Raw genomic sequence first — 14,301 nt, forward strand, 5'->3', positions numbered from 1 at the left:
CGCTCCGTACCCGCATTAAACGACTGGCGCGTAAAACGATTTGCTTCTCGCGCTCTGTCGAGATCCACGAAAAAGTCATCGGAGCCTTCATCGAAAAACACATGTTCTACTAATTGGAGTCATTACCGATGTTCTATCTTTCAGACCTTTTACTTCACGTAATCGGATTTGGCTAAGTATTAGCCGCCCCAGTCATTTAATGACTGGGGCGTTTTTTATTGGGCGCTGATAAATCCGGCCAGGGTTGTCGTCATCGTCATCGTCATCGCGGCGGGCGGTACCCCCAAAACGCTGGCTGCTTCCCACGAGCCGAGGACGTGAGCAGCGCCGTCTCTGATGAAGCTAGCGCGGCGTGCCAATACGCCCCATCGCCCAGGTAGGCAGAGATGTCGCGGGCAGGGAGGCTAACAGGGCTCTCGCCGCGTTGAAACCGGCGGGGCTTAAGGCCATGGTCATCAGGCCGTAACGCCGCGGTAGGGTGCTTAACGGCGCTCGCATCACCGCCCGGCCGTGACGCTCGGCGGAACGTGTGCCTTACTCTGCTTCCGGGGAGGCTTGTGGCGCTAACGCCGGCGGGATGGCGTCATACCAGTCGTCCAATTTTTGCCGCAGCTTATCCACCCCCTGTTTTTTTAGCGATGAAAAGGTTTCAACCTGAACATCGCCCATAAAGGCCAGCGCCGCTTCGCGCACTTGATTTAGCTGCGCCTTACGTGCGCCGGAAGCCAGCTTATCGGCTTTGGTGAGCAGGACCAGCACCGGGATATTGACATCGACCGCCCATTGCACCATTTGCTGGTCAAGATCTTTCATCGGGTGGCGGATATCCATTAACACCACCAGCCCCTTGAGGCTGTCGCGCATTTGCAGATATTCGCCCAAGGCGCGTTGCCACTTGAGTTTCAGCTCTTCCGGCACTTGGGCATAGCCGTAGCCGGGCAGATCGACCAGCCGGATGCCGGGTTCCACCTCAAACAGATTGATAAGCTGGGTGCGTCCGGGGGTTTTACTGGTCCTGGCCAAGCTTTTTTGGTTGGTCAGGGTATTAAGCGCGCTGGATTTCCCGGCGTTTGAGCGCCCGGCGAAAGCGATTTCAATACCGCTGTCGACCGGCAAATGGCCGATATCCGGCGCGCTGGTGACGAAATGGGTCATCTGATAGTCATAGGATTTGGCCAACGGTATCCTCTCTTTGGCGATGGCATATTCGTGGCAATTATACCGGTTATGGCCCGGGATGCGTTTTTTATCTTCGTCCGCGGGCGCAGTCACCTTTTTTCTTGCGCGGCTTTCTGATAGATTCCGCCGCAACGGTAGACGTTATTACCCTTACCCAAGAGCAAACATCATGAATCCATCAGCACGGGGCAGCCGCGGCAAGCCCGGCGACGCGCGAAAGAAGAAGCAGCGTAAAAGCCGCGAAGAGTTGAATATCGAAGGGCGCGAACGTAAGCGGCAGAAAAAACGCCGCGGTCTGGCTGCCGGCTCGCGCAGTCAGGGCGGCGGCGGCGAGACCGTGCGCCAGACTACCCGTGCGCCGCAGGATAGCCGTATCGGCAGCAAGAAGCCGGTGGCGCTGACGGTGGAGGGGGCGGTGGCGCCACGCAAAGCGCCCTCTGGCGCGCCGCCGCTGCAACAGCCGCAGGAAACGGCCGAACAGGAGCTGGCACGTCTGGAGAATGACGAGCGTCTGGATGCGTTGCTACAGCGCCTTGAGCAGGATGAAACCCTTTCCACCGCCGAGAAACGCTATGTGGACCAGGCGCTTGATCGTATCGATGAGCTGATGACCGAACTGGGCATTGAGCTTGTTGACGATGAGGAAGAGCCGACGCAGCAGGAAGATATGCTGCAACTCCTCAAACGCGGCTACGATAAAGACAGTTTCTAACCCTTGCAGGCATTGACGCTACTGCTCGCGCTATTGTTAACCTGTTATCTTGTGTGGTTATCGGGTAAACTATGGCGCCTCTCGCGACGCAAGGCGCGGCTGCGGGCGGCGCGCGCTGCGGTACGCCGACCCGCTCCTCCCGTCAGACGGCGCCGTCGACGCCCTCGGGTAAGGAGTAAGCCGTGAAATCACTGCCAGCAATCGAATGGGATTCGGCCCTCATTCAGAAATATAATCACGCCGGGCCGCGCTATACGTCCTATCCCACCGCGCTGGAGTTCAGCGAAAACTACAATGATGCCGCATTTGCCGCCGCGGCGAGCCGTTACCCCGAACGGCCGCTGTCGCTGTACGTTCACATCCCGTTCTGTCACAAGCTGTGCTATTTTTGCGGCTGCAATAAGATAGTCACGCGTCATAGCGAAAAAGTCGATGAGTATCTCGACACGCTGGCGCAAGAAATCCGCGCGCGATCGCCGCTGTTCGCCCGCAGGCGGGTCACACAAATGCACTGGGGCGGCGGTACGCCGACCTTTTTATCGGTGGCGCAGATAGCGCGGCTGATGGCGCTGCTGCGGGAAAACTTCGCGTTTGACGCTGACGCCGAGCTGTCGATCGAAATCGATCCGCGGGATATTCCGCTGGAGCTGATTGATGATTTGCAGCGCCAAGGGTTTAATCGTATCAGCGTCGGCGTGCAGGATTTCAATGATGAGGTGCAGCATCTCATCAACCGCGAGCAGGATGAGGCGCTGATTTTTGGCCTGATTGAGCGCGCCACCCGTCTGGGGTTCCGCTCGACCAACATTGATTTGATTTACGGCCTGCCGCGTCAGACGTTGGATCGCTTCGCTTACACCTTACAGCGGGTTATTGCGCTGGGACCGCAGCGCTTGAGCGTGTTTAATTACGCCCATATGCCAACCTTATTTGCCGCGCAGCGCAAGTTGAAGGACGCGGATCTGCCCGATGCCGCGCAAAAACTGGCTCTGTTACAGTACAGTATCGCAACCCTGACCGACGCGGGGTATCAATTCATCGGCATGGACCATTTCGCCCGGCCGGATGATGAACTGGCGCTGGCCCAGCGGGAGGGGCGGTTGCACCGGAATTTCCAGGGCTATACCACTCAGGGCGGCAGCGACCTGTTGGGGCTTGGCCTGTCGGCGATCAGTATGATAGGCGATCATTATGCGCAAAATCAGAAAGTCATGCGCAGCTACCGCGACGCCGTAAACCGGCAAGGTAACGGTTTGTGGCGCGGCGTGGCGCTGAGCCGCGACGATTGCCTGCGTCGGGATGTCATCAAAGCGCTGATTTGCCAGTTTCGCCTCGATTATCCTGTCATCGAAGCGGCCTACGGCATTCGCTTTACCGATTACTTTGCCGAGAATTTGGCGCAGATGGCGCCGCTGGAGGCGGATGGACTGGTGACGATGAGCGCCGGCGCGCTGGCAATAACCCCCCGGGGCCGCCTGTTGGTGCGCAATATCTGTATGTGTTTCGATGCCTATCTGCGCGCCAGCCAGCGCCAACGGCAGTTTTCCCGGGTGATATAAATCGCCCCTTTCCGCCGTCCGACAGAAAGGGGCGTGATGAGGGTGGCAGGACGGCCGCTCACTTCAGTGAATTAATGAGCGCGGCGCACATGACCGCCGCCAGCGCCGTCTGTGGGGCGTGCCCCGCAACGGTGACCGCGTCCAACCCATGCGTCACCCACGTCATCAGTGTCTGCAACATGGCTTGTCTCCCTTTGTGCACAGAAATAATACTGAGCCGGCCGGCAATGTAAACTGTTTATACGCCATTTTCATTGCCGGCACACGCTGTGCGGGGCAGTAGTGGTCACTCCATTCCCAGCTCTTTCAATTTGCGCGTAAGCGTGTTACGGCCCCAACCGAGTAAACGGGCGGCCTCCTGCTTATGGCCCTGGGTATGACGCAACGCGGTGGTCAGCAGGGTGCGCTCCATCTCCGGCTGTGCTTCCGACAGCAAATTTTGATGACCGGAACGCAACGCGCGATCGGCCCACTGCGCCAGCAAGGTGGCCCAGCTGTCCGGCAGCGATTGCACCACGTTGTCCGGCGCGGTGGTTTCAAACAGCTCCGGCGGCAGATCCTGTATCAATACTTCTTGTCCGGCGGCCATCACCGTCAGCCAGCGGCAGGTATTTTCCAACTGGCGCACGTTTCCCGGCCAGGGCAGGCGAGTCAGTGCAGTTTCGGTCTCCGGGTGCAGATTTTTCGGCTCCACCCCTAGCTCCCTGGCCGCCACCTGCAGGAAATACCGCGCCAGCCGTGGAATATCTTCCCGGCGCTCGCGCAACGGCGGCAGATGCACGCGGATAACGTTCAGACGATGGAATAAATCCTCGCGAAAACGACCTTCCTGCACGCGCAGTTCCAGGTTTTGGTGGGTGGCGGCGATAATGCGCACATCCACCTTCACCGGGGCATAACCGCCGACGCGGTAAAACTGGCCGTCCGCCAGCACGCGTAACAGACGGGTTTGCACATCCAACGGCATATCGCCGATCTCGTCCAAAAACAGCGTGCCGCCGTCGGCCTGCTCGAAACGGCCCTGACGGATTTGATTGGCGCCGGTAAACGCCCCTTTTTCATGGCCAAACAATTCCGACTCAATCAAATCCTTCGGAATCGCCGCCATATTCAGCGCGATAAACGGCGCCTTGGCGCGCGGGCTATGGCGGTGCAGGGCGTGCGCCACCAGTTCTTTACCGGTGCCGGATTCGCCGTTGATGAGCACGCTGATAGACGAGCGCGACAGCCGGCCGATGATACGGAATACGTCCTGCATCGCCGGCGCTTCGCCAATGATATCGGCGGTAGGGCCGCTGGCGGGCTGACTGCGCGGGGGCTGCTGCTGCTCCAGGTAGTGGCTGACCGCGCGCTCCACCAAAGCAACCGCCTCGTCGATATCGAAGGGTTTCGGTAAATAGTCGAACGCCCCTTGCTGGTAAGCGCTGACTGCAGCATCCAAATCTGAATGGGCGGTCATGATGATGACCGGCAGCATCGGATGACGCTGTTTAATTTGCTTGAGCAATGCCAGCCCATCCATGCCGGGCATGCGAATATCGGATAATAATACGTCCGGCGTTTGGGTGGCGAGCGCGTCCAGCACCTGGCTGCCACCTTCAAAGGTGGTGCAGGTCAACCCGGCTCCAGTGAGTGCGCGTTCAAGCACCCAGCGGATGGAGCTATCGTCGTCGACGATCCAGACTATCCCTCGTTGCATACAGAACCTCACTGGCGAATAGGCAGGTAGACCGAAAACTCGGTATGTCCCGGCCAACTGTTAAATTCAATCTTTCCTGAATTCTGATCGATCAGACTGCGGGCGATGGAAAGTCCCAGGCCGGTTCCCCCTTCGCGGCCGCTGACCATGGGATAAAACAGCGTATCTTGCAATTGCGCCGGAATTCCCGGGCCGTCGTCCTCGATATCGATGCGCGCCACCAGCCGGTAACGCACCCCGTGCAGCGTCAGCTGGAAGGCGGTACGCGTTCTGAGGGTGATGGTGCCGCCCTCCTCGCCCAGCGCCTGCAGCGAATTGCGGGTGATATTCAGCAAGACTTGTTCCATCTGATCGGGATCATGGGTCAACTCCGGCAGGCTGGGATCATAATCCCGCACCAGCGTGACATTGTCCGGCATCTCAAGCGACACCAGCTTAAACACCCTCTCGCAGACCTGATGAATACTTTGTGTCACATGCATACCGGGCTGCTGTGGGCCCAATAAGCGGTCGACCAGATTGCGCAACCGATCGGCCTGTTCGATGATCACCTTGGTGTATTCCGTCAGCGCCGGGTCCGGCAGCGCTTTAGCCAGCAGCTGCGCCGCGCCGCGCAGGCCGCCAAGGGGATTTTTGATCTCATGGGCAAGGCCGCGCACCAGATCCCGCGCCGCCACCTGCTGCGCATGCTGCAGTTGTTCCTGGCTGAGGCGACGCTGATTATCCATCGGCGCCAGCTCCATCAGAATAGTCTCTTCCGGCAGCCGCTGCGCGGTCAGCGACAGGATATGCGCCCTGCCGTCCACCACCAGCGTCACTTCGTTATCGGTGAATCCCTGTCCTGCGTCCAGACTTTCGCGCATCAGCTCGACATTGAGGGAAAAATAGCCCAGCAATTCCGGCAGCGGGGTGCCGAACAGCTTACGTGAGCTTTGTGCCAGCAGTTGCTGCGCGGCCGGGTTGGCGTAATGCACCGCCAGATCATTATCCAGCAGCAAAATACTGGTGATTAATGAATTAAGGATCTGCCCAGCTTCGGGCAGTGTGCCGGTTGCCATTTAGCAGTCTCCCGCACTCTGTTAGTGCAAAGCGCTTGATTGTCGGTGATGGCGCATGGCATCGCGCCAGGTTTGGTGGAGAAAAAAGCCCATCCGAAGATGGGCTGAAAGTTTCCACGGCAACAAAAAACTCGGGTGATTAAACGCTGTAATACAGCTCGAACTCCACCGGGTGCGGCGTCATGCGTACGCGGTCATTTTCTTCCGTGCGCAGCGTGATATAGGCATCGATGGTGTCGTCGGTAAACACGCCGCCGCGGGTCAGGAACTCGCGATCCGCATCCAGGGCGTTCAATGCTTCCTCAAGGGAGCCGGCCACGGTTGGGATTTCGCTGGCTTCTTCCGCCGGCAGATCGTAGAGGTTCTTATCCATGGCGTCGCCAGGATGGATTTTGTTGATAATGCCATCCAGGCCGGCCATCAACAGCGCGGAGAACGCCAGGTACGGGTTGGCGGCCGGATCCGGGAAGCGCACTTCGATACGGCGTGCTTTCGGGCTGGCGACCACCGGAATACGGATGGAAGCGGAGCGGTTACGGGCGGAGTAAGCCAGCATGACCGGCGCTTCATAACCCGGGACCAGACGCTTGTAAGAGTTGGTGGTCGGGTTGGTCAAGGCATTGATGGCTTTGGCATGCTTGATAACGCCGCCGATATAGAACAGCGCCGCTTCGGACAGGCCGCCGTACTTGTCGCCGGAGAACAGGTTGTTGCCGTCTTTGGTCAAGGACATATGGCAGTGCATGCCGGAGCCGTTATCGCCAAAAATCGGTTTCGGCATAAAGGTCGCGGTTTTGCCGAACGCGTGGGCAACGTTATGGACGACGTATTTGTAGATCTGAATTTCGTCGGCTTTTTTGGTCAGGGTGTTGAAGCGGGTAGCCACTTCATTCTGGCCGGCGGTCGCCACTTCGTGATGATGCGCTTCCACCACCAGGCCCATTTCCGCCATGGTCAAGCACATGGTAGAACGCAGATCCTGTGAGGAATCCACCGGCGGAACCGGGAAATAGCCGCCCTTCACGCCCGGACGGTGGCCTTTGTTGCCGCCTTCGTAAGCTTTACCGGTGTTCCAGGCCGCTTCGATATCGTCGATAGCCACATGCGAACCGGAAATAGAGGTGCCGAAACGAATGTCGTCGAACAAGAAGAATTCGGGTTCCGGTCCAAACAGCACCTGATCGGCGATGCCGGAGGACTTCAGGAAGTCTTCCGCACGTTTGGCGATAGAGCGCGGATCGCGATCGTAACCCTGCATGGTAGCCGGCTCAAGAATGTCGCAGCGGATGATAAGCGTCGATTCTTCATAAAACGGATCCATCACGGCAGAGGATGCGTCGGGCATCAGCACCATGTCGGACTCGTTAATGCCTTTCCAGCCGCCGATAGAGGAGCCGTCGAACATTTTGCCTTCTTCAAAGAAGTCATTGATGTCTTCTTTGCTGACCGGCGCAGGGATCGTAACGTGCTGCTCTTTACCTTTGGTATCGGTGAAACGTAAGTCGATGAATTTTACTTCATGTTCTTTAAGCATCGACATGACTTGTTCAACGGACATAACTCATATTCTCCCGGATGTTGCTTGTTGTCGTCGTGGAACGAACGCCTATGGATTGGATTTTCTGCCTTATAAGGTCTATAGCTAAAACTGTGCCAACATTGTCAAATCGGCGCGATACGCATCGCTGCGGACTTCTGCGGCGGGTCGCGCTGCACCAGATTGGCCGGATTGAACCATAGTAGTGCATTTAGCGGCAAGGTGGGCACTATTTTGGTGCATAGGGGGCGGCGGAGGGGAATTTTGCACCGGGAGAGGGATGCGGCGGCGTGCAAAAAGACGCAATCGCCAAGAACGACGGATCTTGTTTAGTCCCTCGCCTAATCCGTGTACAATAACGCGCTATTTCTAATGCCTGAGGCAAAGTTGTGATCGAAAATCTGCGTAACATCGCCATCATCGCGCACGTAGACCATGGTAAAACTACCTTGGTTGACAAATTGTTGCAACAATCCGGCACGTTGGGTGACCGTAATGATGCAACCGAACGCGTGATGGACTCCAACGATTTGGAGAAAGAGCGTGGGATTACCATCCTCGCTAAAAATACCGCCATCAACTGGCACGACTACCGCATCAACATCGTTGACACCCCCGGGCACGCCGATTTCGGCGGCGAAGTTGAGCGCGTGATGTCGATGGTTGACTCGGTATTGCTGCTGGTCGATGCCATGGATGGTCCGATGCCCCAGACCCGTTTCGTGACGCAGAAAGCGTTTGCTTATGGTCTGAAACCTATTGTGGTCATCAATAAAGTTGACCGCCCCGGCGCGCGTCCCGACTGGGTGGTGGATCAGGTCTTCGATCTGTTCGTCAATCTGGGCGCTACCGACGAGCAGCTTGATTTTCCGATTGTTTACGCATCAGCGCTGATGGGCATTGCCGGTCTGGAACATGAAGACATGGCCGACGATATGACGCCGCTGTTTGAATCCATCGTGAAAAATGTCGAGGCGCCGAACGTCGACGTCGATGGCCCGTTCCAGATGCAGATTTCCCAGCTGGACTATAACAGCTATGTCGGCGTTATCGGCGTCGGGCGCATCAAGCGCGGCTCGGTAAAACCGAACCAGAACGTGACCGTGGTGGACAGCGAAGGGAAACGCCGCAACGGCAAAGTGGGCCAGGTCCTGGGCCATATGGGCCTGCAGCGTATCGAATCCAAACTGGCCGAAGCCGGCGATATCATCGCGATTACCGGGTTGGGCGAGCTGAACATTTCCGACACCATTTGCGATCAGGCTCAGGTAGAAGCGTTGCCGCCGTTGACGGTCGACGAACCGACCGTCTCCATGTCGTTCGGCGTCAATACCTCGCCGTTCTGCGGGAAAGAAGGGAAATACGTCACCTCGCGCCAGATCCTGGAACGTCTTAACAAAGAGTTGGTACACAATGTGGCGTTGCGGGTGGAAGAAACCGAAGATCCTGATACCTTCCGCGTTTCCGGCCGTGGCGAGCTGCACCTGTCGGTGCTAATCGAGAACATGCGCCGTGAAGGGTTCGAGATCGCCGTTTCCCGCCCGAAAGTGATTTTCCGTACCGTCGATGGCGCCAAACAGGAACCTTTTGAATCGGTTACGCTGGATATCGAGGAGCAGCATCAAGGGCCGGTTATGGAAGCCATGGGCATCCGTAAAGGCGAGATGCGCGACATGCTGCCGGACGGCAAAGGCCGCATCCGTCTCGATTACGTGATCCCAAGCCGGGGATTGATTGGTTTTCGTACCGACTTTCTGACCATGACCTCGGGTACCGGTCTGTTGTACTCCACTTTCAGTCACTACGACGATGTGCGTCCCGGCGAAATCGGCCAGCGCCAGAACGGCGTGTTGATCTCCAACGGCCAGGGCAAAGCGGTGGCTTACGCCCTGTACAGCCTGCAGGACCGTGGACGCCTGTTCCTGGGTCACGGTGCGGAAGTTTACGAAGGTCAGATTATCGGTATTCACACCCGCTCCAACGATCTGACGGTGAACTGCCTGACCGGCAAGAAGCTGACCAACATGCGCGCTTCCGGTACCGACGAGGCGACGACGCTGGTGCCGGCGATCAAGATGTCTTTGGAGCAGGCGCTGGAATTCATCGATGATGATGAATTGGTGGAAGTGACGCCGCAATCTATCCGTTTGCGTAAGCGTCATCTGACTGAAAACGAACGTAAGCGTGCCAATCGTTCGTAACGGTTGACGCCCGCCGGGCGGCACCGAACCGCGATGCCGGTTGACTCAGGTCAATCGGCATTTTTTTTGCCGCCCGCCCGACGTGCCGTACTACGGGAGGGGGGACTCGCCTTTGCCTGGAAGCGTTTCCCCATTAAATCCCGTCGTAGCGCAACGTGATCGCCTGCTGTCGGCAGTAATCGACAAATTTTTCTGCCGGCCGTCTGTCGGTTATCAAGGTGGCAAAGGCGGTCAGCGGGCCGATTCGGGCGGGGCGGACGCAGTCAAACTTACCGTGATCAATCACCAGAATGGCGTGCTGCGCCATGGCGAGCGCGCGCTGTTTCAACGCCAATTCATCAAAATGGAAGCACGTGGCGCCGCTGTGCAGGCAGAGGCCTGCTGCGGAAAAAAACGATTTGGTCGGGCAGATATCATCAAGCAGTGAGTCGGGCGTCAGCGGGGTAAAGGTGGCATTGCCGGGATGGTACCGTCCGCCGCACAATATGGCATTGCAGCGCGGCTTCTCCCGCAGCGCCAGAAAGGTGTTCAGCGAATAGCAAACGGCGGTAAACGCCAAATCGTCATCGATGGCATCAATGATAAACGGGATGGTGGTGCCGCAATCGAAAAACAGCGTTTCGTCCGGTTCAATCAGCGCCGCCGCCGGCCGGCCGGCGCTTTTTCGTCAACGTGACGCAGCTGCTGATCCGAAACGAAATAGCGCGTCACCGCGTTATTGCGCGGCGCAGTGACGACATAGCCGCCCAGCAGCACTACCGACGCCGTTTCGGCGCTTAAATCCCGGCGGACGGTCATCTCGGAAACGCCAAGCAGCGCGGCGGCGTCTTTCAAATGCAGTTTGTCCGTTCGCTTAAGCGCCTGCCTCAGTCTGTTAATCCGTTCTTCGCGCCGCATTTCCATGGGACTATCCCGCTGTTGCCTGAAAGAAGGAGATCGGAGCCCGTCAGTGCGAGCAGAGTCGCGTTAACTCCTCGCACGCCCTGAGTTCAGTCCGCGCCGGGCAGACCGTTGCGGGGATATTACCCGCAATGGCACCACCACGCAAACCGACCTCGTCCACTATCCCCCTGATTCGCAGGTCATTTGCCTCCCGCGCCGGGCTGTGACGGACGGGGATGACCCGGCAGGCTTGTGCCTGCCGATACAGGGGAGCCTCAATGTTTCCAACATAACATTATTACCCGTTAATAAGTGATTTACCGCCATATCCCTCCTTAATAAGCGTTAGGTGTAAATCTAATTACATTTATCATTTGTTAATGTTGGCTAAATGACACTAGGAAAGATAACTCATGAAGAGGATAGGGATATGGATATTACGGCCATCGGTGTCTTACGTTTTACTCCGCGCCACGGCAACGGCGGGATGCCCCAGTACCCTCAACGCCGGTATCTCGCCGACGGTACCCCGGCCGGCGACATTGTCGTGCATCATCTAAGCACTCCGGTAACAATGCGGGTCATAAGTCTTCCTGCCTTTGCTGTCACCCTCCCAGCGGCAAGACATATCGCCGTGACGGGCGACGCTGCCGCCACGCCTGTTGAGGGTTAGCCCATGCCTCAGCCAAGCGTACAATTAGCCGACGGGTATCTGAATAAAACGCCGGCGTTCCAGTTTATCCTGCTGTCGTGCCTGTTTCCGCTCTGGGGCTGCGCCGCCAGTCTTAATGACATTCTGATTACCCAATTCAAAAGCGTCTTCGCGCTGAGCGATTTCGCCAGCGTGCTGGTGCAGAGCGCCTTTTACGGCGGTTACTTCTTGATTGCCATCCCGGCGTCGCTGGTGATCCGTAGCAGCAGCTATAAGCTGGCCATTATTCTCGGTCTGACGCTGTACATCATCGGTTGCGCGCTTTTTTATCCCGCAGCGCGGATGGCGACCTATACCATGTTTTTGGCGGCGATATTCGCCATCGCCATCGGGCTCAGCTTTCTGGAAACCGCCGCCAATACCTACAGCGCGATGATAGGCCATCGCGATTACGCTACCCTGCGTCTGAATATCAGTCAGACTTTCTACCCGATCGGGGCGCTCATGGGCATCGTGCTGGGGAAATACCTGGTATTCGACGAGGGCGGTAGTCTGGAAAGCCGCATGGCATTAATGACGGCCGAGCAGATACACGCGTTTCGGCTGTCGATGCTGGAAAATACGCTTGAGCCCTATAAATATTTGATTATGGTGCTGATGGGCGTGCTTTTCTTGTTTGTGCTGACTCGATTCCCTCACTGTAAACCCCAGGCCGTACAGCGCAGCACGTCGCCGGGTATGGGCGAGACACTGCGCTATCTGGCGGGCAACCGCCGGTTTCGTCGTGGCGTGATGGCGCAGTTTCTCTATGTGGGGTTGCAGGTGGCGGTATGGTCGTTCACCATTCGTTTGGCGCTGACGTTAGGCGCCGCGAATGAGCGCCATGCCTCCAATTTTATGATTTACAGTTTTATTGGCTTTTTTTATCGGCAAATTCATCGCCAATTGCCTGATGACCCGCTGCAACGTGCAGAAAGTGCTGATTGCCTATTCGGTCATCGGCGTCGCGATGCTGGCGTATGTGATGCTGGTGCCGGATTTCAGCGCTGTTTATGCGGCCGTCGGCGTCAGCGCGCTGTTCGGTCCCTGTTGGGCCACAATTTACACCGGTACGCTTAAAACGGTGGATAATCAGTATACTGAAGTGGCGGGAGCGGTGATTGTGATGTCCATCGTGGGCGCGGCAATTGTCCCGGCGCTGCAGGGTTATGTCTCCGATTCCCTGGGTTCCATGCAGCGGTCTTTCGGCGTGTCGCTGCTGTGCTTTGCGTTTGTCGGCTATTATTTCTGGGGGGAACTGCGTCATCAGGGGCGGCGGCGCACGACGCTGTCCGCCGCCGCGCAGAGCAAATTCTAGCCGACGACCCCGGATTGACGCCGGCGCCATGCGCTGGCCGGCCGCCTCGGCTCAGCCCGGGTAAGAACTTGCGCCGGCGGCATTCGGCCGCGCTTAAGTCACCCGCCCCGGCAATGGGTCATTCGGCTATGTGCGGCGGCCGCCCGCCTCGGCTCAGCCCGGGCAAGGGCTTGCGCCGGCGGCATTCGGCAGCGCTTAAGTCACCCGGCCCGGTCGTGGGTCATTTGGCTGTGTGCGGCGGCCGCCTGCCTCGGCCCAGCCTGGGCAAGAGCTGGCGCCGGCGGCATTCGGCAGCGCTTAAGTCACCCGGCCCGGTCGTGGGTCAACCGGCTATGTGCGGCGGCCGCCTGGCGGCAACCGGTGGATCCGTTGCGTGGCGGCGGGGAGAATAGCCTCTTTGGGCGCCCCGCCGGCTGGCGGGTGGCCCCGGAGGGACCTCTTTTTCCCCTCCGGGTAGCCGCAATCGCGCTGTTCAGTCAGGCCGTTTCCCGCTACAGTGAAGATCTCATGAAGGATTCTGGAGGGACCATGCTATATATCTTTGATCTGGGGAATGTTGTCATTGATATCGACTTTAACCGCGTACTGGGGGTCTGGAGCAACTTCAGCCGTGTCCCGCTGGCCACCCTGCAAAAAGAGTTCGTCATGGGTGAGGCTTTTGAACAGCATGAGCGCGGCGATATCACCGATGAAACCTTCGCCGCTAAAATTTGCGGCGAATTGGGTATTGCACTCAGCTTTGAGCAATTCACCGCCGGCTGGCAGGCGGTGTTCGTCGGGCTGCGGCCCGAGATGGTGGCGATTTTGACCCGGCTGCGCGAACAAGGCCATCGGGTGGTGATCCTCTCCAATACCAACCGCTTGCATTGCGATTATTGGCCGAGCCAGTATCCTGAAGTGCAAGAATGTGTGGATAAACTTTATCTGTCACAAGATCTGGGCATGCGTAAGCCAGATCCGGCCATTTATCGCTATGTGCTGGAGCAGGAAGGGGCTACGGCCGACGGTGCGGTTTTCTTTGATGATAATGCCGATAATATCGCCTCGGCGCGCCAGGTGGGTATCCGCAGCGTGCATGTGACGGACCGGGAGGTCGTGCCGGCATTTTTTGCCTGACGGCAGGAAAGCGTGGACGTCCTGCGCTGAGGCGATCACCGCAAAGAGGGTGTCGATGACGGGTCTTCGGCTGCATAAGCTCTTGCCGGCGCTGCACTTTATCCGCCACTTGGGCAAGCGGGTTTATCGTGATGATATTACGGTACTGGCAGGTCATCTGGCGTATGTGTCGCTGCTGTCGCTGGTGCCGCTGGTGACGGTCATTTTTGCGTTGTTTGCCGCCTTGTATGTAATAAACATGTGGTGGTTAGCTACTACCGCATGGAGCGGAGTGAGCCAGATTGCCGCCATAAGGCCATGACCTTCGACGAAAGCTATAGCCCTCCGCTTCACCTTTCACGCCAGCATT

General features: G+C 57.8%; 10 protein-coding genes and 3 pseudogenes. 7 read left to right on the forward strand and 6 right to left on the reverse strand.

All coding sequences use genetic code 11. The features are described 5' to 3' along the window. Positions 1-113 (forward strand): IS1 family transposase (locus CINSTRO3249_RS05845; protein WP_044698828.1); only part of this gene is annotated, 113 nt, incomplete at its 5' end. 421 nt (positions 114-534) lie between these two features. Here the strand turns inward: CINSTRO3249_RS05845 and yihA are convergent. Beyond that, positions 535-1,155, reverse strand: coding sequence for a ribosome biogenesis GTP-binding protein YihA/YsxC (gene yihA / locus CINSTRO3249_RS05850; RefSeq protein WP_074012573.1), 621 nt, complete (start codon positions 1,153-1,155; stop codon positions 535-537). A 193-nt stretch (positions 1,156-1,348) separates the two neighbouring features. Between yihA and yihI the strand changes: the two genes are divergently transcribed. Both yihI and hemN read left to right on the forward strand, forming a co-directional pair. Next, positions 1,349-1,891 carry a Der GTPase-activating protein YihI gene (gene yihI / locus CINSTRO3249_RS05855; protein WP_074012564.1) on the forward strand — a complete coding sequence of 181 codons (543 nt, stop codon included), beginning with the start codon at positions 1,349-1,351 and terminating at the stop codon, positions 1,889-1,891. A 182-nt stretch (positions 1,892-2,073) separates the two neighbouring features. After that, complete coding sequence (gene hemN / locus CINSTRO3249_RS05865; protein ID WP_074012566.1) at positions 2,074-3,450, forward strand: oxygen-independent coproporphyrinogen III oxidase; 1,377 nt, start codon at positions 2,074-2,076, stop codon at positions 3,448-3,450. 58 nt (positions 3,451-3,508) lie between these two features. Here the strand turns inward: hemN and CINSTRO3249_RS17045 are convergent, their stop codons facing one another. The 4 genes from CINSTRO3249_RS17045 to glnA form a co-directional block, all read right to left on the reverse strand. Continuing rightward, on the reverse strand, positions 3,509-3,631 hold the full coding sequence (locus CINSTRO3249_RS17045; RefSeq protein WP_143146890.1) for a YshB family small membrane protein: 123 nt from the start codon (positions 3,629-3,631) through the stop codon (positions 3,509-3,511). 105 nt (positions 3,632-3,736) lie between these two features. Then, a complete protein-coding gene (gene glnG, locus CINSTRO3249_RS05870; RefSeq protein ID WP_025424156.1) occupies positions 3,737-5,149 on the reverse strand; it encodes a nitrogen regulation protein NR(I) in 1,413 nt (470 codons plus the stop codon). A gap of 8 nt (positions 5,150-5,157) precedes the next feature. After that, the gene (gene glnL, locus CINSTRO3249_RS05875; RefSeq protein ID WP_025424155.1) at positions 5,158-6,207 is read right to left on the reverse strand and encodes a nitrogen regulation protein NR(II); all 1,050 of its coding nucleotides are present in this window, start codon (positions 6,205-6,207) and stop codon (positions 5,158-5,160) included. Positions 6,208-6,346: 139 nt separating this feature from the next. Further along, positions 6,347-7,765, reverse strand: coding sequence for a glutamate--ammonia ligase (gene glnA, locus CINSTRO3249_RS05880; RefSeq protein ID WP_074012567.1), 1,419 nt, complete (start codon positions 7,763-7,765; stop codon positions 6,347-6,349). A 368-nt stretch (positions 7,766-8,133) separates the two neighbouring features. On the opposite strand from glnA, the gene typA reads away from it, so the two are divergent. Continuing rightward, positions 8,134-9,945, forward strand: coding sequence for a ribosome-dependent GTPase TypA (gene typA / locus CINSTRO3249_RS05885; RefSeq protein WP_074012568.1), 1,812 nt, complete (start codon positions 8,134-8,136; stop codon positions 9,943-9,945). Between the two features lie 133 nt (positions 9,946-10,078). Here typA and deoR read toward each other — a convergent pair. Further along, positions 10,079-10,848, reverse strand: a pseudogene (gene deoR / locus CINSTRO3249_RS05890) (DNA-binding transcriptional repressor DeoR). A 655-nt stretch (positions 10,849-11,503) separates the two neighbouring features. Between deoR and fucP the strand changes: the two are divergent. From fucP to CINSTRO3249_RS05915, 3 genes and pseudogenes are all read left to right on the forward strand, one after another. Continuing rightward, positions 11,504-12,836: pseudogene (gene fucP, locus CINSTRO3249_RS05900) on the forward strand (L-fucose:H+ symporter permease). Between the two features lie 528 nt (positions 12,837-13,364). After that, positions 13,365-13,952: a glucose-1-phosphatase gene (yihX, locus tag CINSTRO3249_RS05910; protein WP_074012571.1), complete on the forward strand. Its 588-nt coding sequence runs from the start codon at positions 13,365-13,367 to the stop codon at positions 13,950-13,952. A gap of 55 nt (positions 13,953-14,007) precedes the next feature. After that, a pseudogene (locus tag CINSTRO3249_RS05915) lies at positions 14,008-14,175 on the forward strand (virulence factor BrkB family protein); the annotation flags it as partial. Between the last annotated feature and the right edge of the window lie 126 nt (positions 14,176-14,301).

Source organism: Candidatus Sodalis sp. SoCistrobi, assembly GCF_900143145.1.
GTDB lineage: Bacteria > Pseudomonadota > Gammaproteobacteria > Enterobacterales > Enterobacteriaceae > SoCistrobi.

Bases quoted from the DNA above. Each gene is read 5' to 3' on its own strand.
- yihA (WP_074012573.1), bottom strand. From the start codon at position 1,155: ATGACCCATTTCGTCACCAGCGCGCCGGATATCGGCCATTTGCCGGTC.
- yihI (WP_074012564.1), top strand. From the start codon at position 1,349: ATGAATCCATCAGCACGGGGCAGCCGCGGCAAGCCCGGCGACGCGCGA.
- CINSTRO3249_RS17045 (WP_143146890.1), bottom strand. From the start codon at position 3,631: ATGTTGCAGACACTGATGACGTGGGTGACGCATGGGTTGGACGCGGTC.
- glnG (WP_025424156.1), bottom strand. From the start codon at position 5,149: ATGCAACGAGGGATAGTCTGGATCGTCGACGACGATAGCTCCATCCGC.
- glnL (WP_025424155.1), bottom strand. From the start codon at position 6,207: ATGGCAACCGGCACACTGCCCGAAGCTGGGCAGATCCTTAATTCATTA.
- glnA (WP_074012567.1), bottom strand. From the start codon at position 7,765: ATGTCCGTTGAACAAGTCATGTCGATGCTTAAAGAACATGAAGTAAAA.
- yihX (WP_074012571.1), top strand. From the start codon at position 13,365: ATGCTATATATCTTTGATCTGGGGAATGTTGTCATTGATATCGACTTT.